The organism is Aeromonas sp. HMWF014 (genome assembly GCF_963878295.1).
Taxonomy (GTDB): domain Bacteria; phylum Pseudomonadota; class Gammaproteobacteria; order Enterobacterales; family Aeromonadaceae; genus Aeromonas; species Aeromonas popoffii.
On sequence record NZ_CAWNYS010000454.1, the window covers coordinates 1 to 5,929 of the forward strand.

Annotated in this window: 3 protein-coding genes and 1 pseudogene; all 4 read right to left on the reverse strand. The window is 62.4% G+C overall.

Annotated features, from left to right (window positions below):
* Positions 1-1,153 (reverse strand): annotated as a pseudogene (locus tag AAC083_RS17835) (sensor histidine kinase); the annotation flags it as partial.
* Between the two features lie 119 nt (positions 1,154-1,272).
* Positions 1,273-1,782 (reverse strand): potassium-transporting ATPase subunit C, encoded by a 510-nt coding sequence (locus AAC083_RS17840; protein ID WP_042037124.1) that lies wholly within the window; start codon positions 1,780-1,782, stop codon positions 1,273-1,275.
* Positions 1,783-1,842: 60 nt separating this feature from the next.
* Positions 1,843-3,900 (reverse strand): potassium-transporting ATPase subunit KdpB, encoded by a 2,058-nt coding sequence (gene kdpB, locus AAC083_RS17845; RefSeq protein WP_042037123.1) that lies wholly within the window; start codon positions 3,898-3,900, stop codon positions 1,843-1,845.
* Positions 3,900-5,582: a potassium-transporting ATPase subunit KdpA gene (gene kdpA / locus AAC083_RS17850; protein WP_042037122.1), complete on the reverse strand. Its 1,683-nt coding sequence runs from the start codon at positions 5,580-5,582 to the stop codon at positions 3,900-3,902. The genes kdpB and kdpA overlap by 1 nt, the downstream gene beginning before the upstream one ends.
* Positions 5,583-5,929: the final 347 nt, after the last annotated feature.

A 5,929-nucleotide genomic window follows, 5' to 3' on the forward strand; every position in this document is an offset into this window, starting at 1 on the left:
TGGCCAGCAGGCTCTGGCGTATGTCCTTGGGGTGGAGTGGTTGCAGTCCCGGGCCGGGTTTGCGCTTCTCTGTATCAACCAGTGTGATTTCGAGCCCCTGCGCCTGCTTGAGCAGGTGTTGGACCAGGGAACGGCGCCAGGGGGCCTTGTGGGGTTTGCCAAGCAGCAGTTGCGAGACCTGTTGCTGCTCGGCGGTTTCCAGCAGCGTATTGGCCACCGCCGGGCTGGAGAGGGTCAGCACCTTGGCACCGAGGTGAGAGGCCAGCGCCAGCGCCTGCTCCAGCTCGGCGGAGCGTTGCCCCTTGCTGTCGATGTGCACCACCAGCCAGGGCAGCTGGCGGCGCTGGGCGAAGCGGTGGCCGTAGCGTACCAGCGCCGAGCCGTGCTGATCGCCGAGGCAGACCATCAGCTTGCCCCGCAGCGGCAGCGTGGTCTTGCCCGCCGCCTGCCACTGCAACTGCAGATCCCCCTCCACGTGGCTGGCGGCGGTCTGCATCGCCAGCTCGCGCAGGGCGGTCAGGTTGTTGAGGGAGAAGAAGGATTGCAGGGCGGCCTTGGCCTGATGGGGCACATAGACCTTGCCCTCCTTGAGTCGGCCGAGCAGCTCCTTGGGAGGCAGGTCGATCAGTATGATGCTGTCCGCCTCCAGCAGCACTTGATCCGGCAGTGTCTCCTTGACCCTGACCCCGGTCAGTTGCCACACCAGATCGTTGAGGCTCTCCAGGTGCTGCACGTTGAGGGTGGAGTAGACATCGATGCCGGCACCAAGCAACTCCTCCACATCCTGCCAGCGCTTTTCGTGACGGCTGCCCGGGGCATTGCTGTGGGCCAGCTCATCCACTACGACGATGGCGGGTTTGCGTTCGAGCAGAGCATCCAAGTCCATCTCCTCCAGCCGTTGCTGGCGATGGAGATGGAGCTTGCGCGGCTGGATGGCAAGCTTGTCGAGCAGGGCCAGGGTCTCCTGACGGCCGTGGGTTTCCACCACGCCGATCAGGATGTCGACCCCTTCCCGTGCCTGTTCCCGTACTGCTTGCAGCATGGCGTAGGTCTTGCCGACGCCGGGCGCGGCGCCGAGAAAAACCTTCAGCTTGCCTTTGTGTTCCTGCTCCAGACTCGCCAGCAAGGCGTCGGCCCGCACCTCATCACGCATCCCAGAACTCCTGCTCCATGCTTGCCATCAGGGCACCAGCCTTTACCTCATCACGCATTATGATCCTTATCGAGCAACCGCTGGCTCAGTTCGAAAATGTGGGATCCCCGTCCTCTCTATCAAGCGTCCTTGTCGAGCTGCAGGTTGAGCTGGAGGATGTTGACCACTTGCGGGCCAAGGATACCAGCCTGCACTCTGGACTTGACCTGCTCCGTCAGCAAGGCGGGATCCAGCCCTCGTTGTTTGGCCACTCTTTCTACCTGAGCCAGCACGGCATCTACCGGCAGATGGGGGTCCAGGCCGGAGGCGGAGCGGGTCAGCATGGTGGGGGACTGAACATTGCCCTGCGCCTCGGCGAACTCTCTGCGCAGTGGTGAGCCCATCCCCAGATTGCTGGCACTGCCGCCAATGGTGGCGAAGTCGCTGGCGGAGGGGCGGGAGTGGAAGTACTCGGCCCGATCGAATTTCTGCGCCAGCAGGGCACTGCCGATCAGCTGTTGGTTACCGTTGGTCAGCTGGCTGCCGTTGGCCTGCCAGGGGAACATCAGCTGGGCCAGCCCGGTCACCGCCAGTGGGTAGCCGACGCCCAGCAGCAGGGTCAGGGTCAGCAGGGTTCTGATTGCTATCATGATTTTCTTGCTCCAAACAGGTTGATGGGGGGCAAGCCAGGCTTGCTCCCCGCAATGGCGTTACACCAGACCCAGGCCAGTGATGACCAGGTCGATCAGCTTGATACCAATGAAGGGCACCAGCAGACCACCGACACCGTAGATCAGCAGGTTGCGGCGCAGCAGGCTGGCGGGGGATCCCTTCAGGCTGACACCGCGCAGGGCCAGCGGCACCAGCGCCACTATGATCAGGGCGTTGAAGATGATGGCCGACAGGATGGCGCTCTGCGGGCTGCCCAGCTGCATCAGGTTCAGCGCACCCAGCTGCGGATAGGCTGCGATGAACAGGGCTGGCAGTATGGCGAAGTACTTGGCCACGTCGTTGGCGATGGAGAAGGTGGTCAGTGCCCCCCGGGTCACCAGCAACTGTTTGCCGACCAGCACCACGTCCAGCAGCTTGGTGGGGTTTGAATCCAGATCCACCAGGTTGCCCGCTTCCTTGGCGGCCTGAGTACCCTCGTTCATGGCCAGACCCACGTCGGCCTGGGCCAGCGCCGGGGCGTCGTTGGCACCGTCACCGCACATGGCGACCAGGCGGCCATCGGCCTGCTCCTGGCGGATATAGGCCAGCTTCTTCTCAGGGGTGGCTTCGGCGATGAAGTCATCCACCCCGGCTTCGGCGGCGATGGCGGCGGCAGTCAGCGGGTTGTCACCGGTAATCATCACGGTACGGATCCCCATGTGACGCAGGATCTGGAAGCGGGCCTTGATGCCGGGCTTGATGATGTCTTTGAGGAACACAACCCCCATCAACTTCTCGTGGGTACAGACCAGCAGTGGAGTGCCGCCCTGGCGGGCTATGTTGTCGACCGACTTGAGGATCAGCTCGGGCACCGCCTTGCGCTCGAGGGAGAGATAGTTGAGCACAGCATCCACAGCCCCCTTGCGATATTGATGACCGTTGCGATCCAGCCCGCTCAACCGGGTCTCGGCGCTGAACGGGATCAGTTTGTCACTCTCCAGCTGGCTCGGCTTGGCCATGCTCTTGCCTGCCAGGGTCAGGATGGACTTGCCTTCCGGCGTATTGTCCCCGAGGGAGGCCAGCATGGCCGCCTGGGCCAGCAGGGAGGGATCAACACCGGGGGCCGGGATCAGCTCGTCGGCCATGCGGTTGCCGAAGGTGATGGTGCCTGTTTTGTCCAGCAGCAGGGTACGCACATCACCGGCGGCCTCCACTGCGCGGCCCGACTTGGCAATCACGTTCAGTTTCACCAGCCGATCCATGCCGGCGATGCCGATGGCGGAGAGCAGCCCGCCTATGGTGGTCGGGATCAGGGTGATGAAGAGGGCGAGCAGGTAGATCCTGGGCACCTGGGTTCCGTTGTAGTTGAGGAACCAGGGCAGGGTAGCCACCACCAGCAGGAAGATCAGGGTCAGACCCACCAGCAGGGCATCGAGCGCCATCTCGTTCGGGGTCTTCTGGCGCTTGGCTCCTTCCACCAGCGAGATCATCCGATCCAGCGTGCTCTCACCCGGATTGTTGCTGACGCGCACCCAGATCTCGTCCGAGACCACAGTGGTGTTGCCGGTCACGCCACTGCGGTCGGTACCGGATTCGCGGATGACGGGGGCGGATTCACCCGTGATGGCCGCCTCGTTCACCGAGGCAATGCCTGCCACCACTTCACCATCGGCCGGGATCATTTCACCGCTGCGTACCAGTACCAGATCACCTTTCCGCAGGCTGGTGGCGGATACCCATTCACCCTGCCCATCCTTGGCATCCGTGACCCGGCGTGCCTTGAGCTGGCTCATGCCAGCCTTCAGGCTGTCGGCCCTCGCTTTGCCGCGCCCTTCGGCCAGGGTCTCGGCGAAGTTGGCAAACCAGAGGGTCAGCCAGAGCCAGGCGGTCAGCTGCCAGGCCAGGCTGGGGGCGACCCCGGAGAAGGGTTGTCCCAGCAGCGATTCCACGGTCGCCATCACGGCAGCCAGCCAGAGGGTGAACAGTATGGGGCTGCCAAACAACGCCTTCGGATTGAAGCGATAAAGGGCTTCAATCATTGCCTGCATGACTTGCGATTTCTGTTTTTTGGCCTTCACCTTCTCGGTGCGGGCTGTCATGGAGATGGATTTGCTCATTAGAACGCTCCCTGTATCAGGCTTAGATGTTCGGCCACGGGTCCCAGTGCCAGCAGTGGCAGGAAGGAGAGGCCGCCAATCAGCAGGACTGTGATGATCAGCAAGGTAATAAACAGTGGCCCCCGGATCGGGAAGTCACCTTCACCCGTCTCCTGGCGCGGAGCGCGGGCGAGCTGGCCGGCGATGGCCAGCACCGGGATGATGTAACCGAAGCGTCCGAGCAGCATGGCCAGCGCGATGGCGATGCACTGCCAGCTATCGGCGGCGGCAAAGCCCGCGAAGGCGGAACCGTTGTTGCCGGCAGCCGAGGCGTAGGCATAGATCAGCCGTGACAGGCCGTGCGGGCCTTCATGACCTATGACGGTGTCGGCATTCGGCATCAGCAGGGTTACGCCACCGATCACCAATACCCCGACGGGCATCACCAGCATGCTGGCGACCACCCACTTCATCTCAGTGATGCCGAGGCGTTTGCCCAGATAGGTGGGTGTACGACCCACCATAAGGCCACACAGGAACACGGTCAGCAGCACGAACAGCATCATGCCGTAGATACCGGCACCCACGCCGCCGAACACCACTTCACCCAGCAGCATGTTGATCATGGCGACCATGCCGGCGAGGGGGGCAGCGCTGTCGTGCATGGAGTTGACCGAGCCGTTGGAGGCGGCCGTGGTCGCCACTTTCCAGATGCTGGAGAGCACGGGGCCGAAGCGGCTCTCCTTGCCTTCCCAGTTGCCCATCTGAGTGGTGAGGTGAGCGAGGTTGGGATCCGGCTTTATCTCCTGGGAGAGGGAGAGGGAAAGGCCCAGCACCAGCATGATGGTCATGGCGGTGAGGATGGCGCGACTATGGGCCACGTCCTTCACGTAGCGACCCAGCGTGCAGACCATGGCGGCGGCTATGGTGAGCAGAGCGACCATCTCCAGCCAGTTGGTCAGTGCGGTCGGGTTCTCGAACGGGTGAGCCGAGTTGATGCCGAAGAAGCCACCGCCGTTGGAGCCGAGCTGCTTGATGGCGATCTGGGACGCGGCAGGGCCCAGTGGCAGCAGCTGCTCCTGACCTTCCAGGCTGTGGAACGGCAGATAGGCCGACAGCGTCTGGGGCACGCCCTGCCATACCAGCAGCAGCGCCATGATCAGCGCCATCGGCAGCAGCACATAGAGACAGAAACGCACCAGATCCTGCCAGAAGTTGCCAAGGTTGGTGGTCTGTTGGCGGGCGATACCACGGAACAGTGCGACGGCAACAGCGGCGCCAGTGGCGGCGGAGACGAAGTTCTGGGTGGTCAGGCCTACCATCTGGCTGAAGTAGGAGAGACTGGCTTCACCGGAATAGGCTTGCCAGTTGGTGTTGGTCATAAAGCTGACCGCGGTGTTGAAGGCGAGTTGCCAGCTCATGCCCGGCATTTGCTGCGGGTTGAGGGGCAGCAGGCCTTGCGCCATCAGGATCAGGAACAGCAGGCCGAAACCGGCCCCGTTGAATGCCAGCAGGCTGAGGGCGTAGGACTTCCAGTCTTGCTCCCGTCCGTCCGTGCCGCAGCAGGCCAGGGTGGCGCGCTCTATGGGCGACAGCCAGCGGCTCTGCCCCTCGAAGACCCGATACAGGTAGCCGCCAAGCAGAGGTGCCGGCAGCAGGATTAGCAGCACAAAGGCCACCGGATAAATCACTTCTTGCCACATATTCAGTTCCTCACTCGTGGCTGCGTGTTAACGCACGCAACAGATAACCCAGCAGGGCGAGGACCAGCAGCAGATATAGCCAATTCATATCGACTCCATAGGTGTAATTGACGCTGAAATGGTATGTAAAACAGGCGTAAAGGCGCCATAAAGCGCCATGGGGCAGGCGTAAAATCGGCGTAAAGAACACTGGTGTTGCGAGGGAACTGGCGAGGAGGGATCAAAAAACCCGGCTTGAGCCGGGTTTGAGTGAAGGGTTATATCGTTGTATGCGTTTAGCGCATGGTCACAAACTCTTCCGCACTGGTCGGATGGATAGCCACGCAGTTGTCGAAGTCGGCCTTGGT

Coding starts and splice junctions, on each gene's coding strand:
- AAC083_RS17840 (WP_042037124.1), bottom strand. CDS start 1,782: ATGATAGCAATCAGAACCCTGCTGACCCTGACCCTGCTGCTGGGCGTC.
- kdpB (WP_042037123.1), bottom strand. CDS start 3,900: ATGAGCAAATCCATCTCCATGACAGCCCGCACCGAGAAGGTGAAGGCC.
- kdpA (WP_042037122.1), bottom strand. CDS start 5,582: ATGTGGCAAGAAGTGATTTATCCGGTGGCCTTTGTGCTGCTAATCCTG.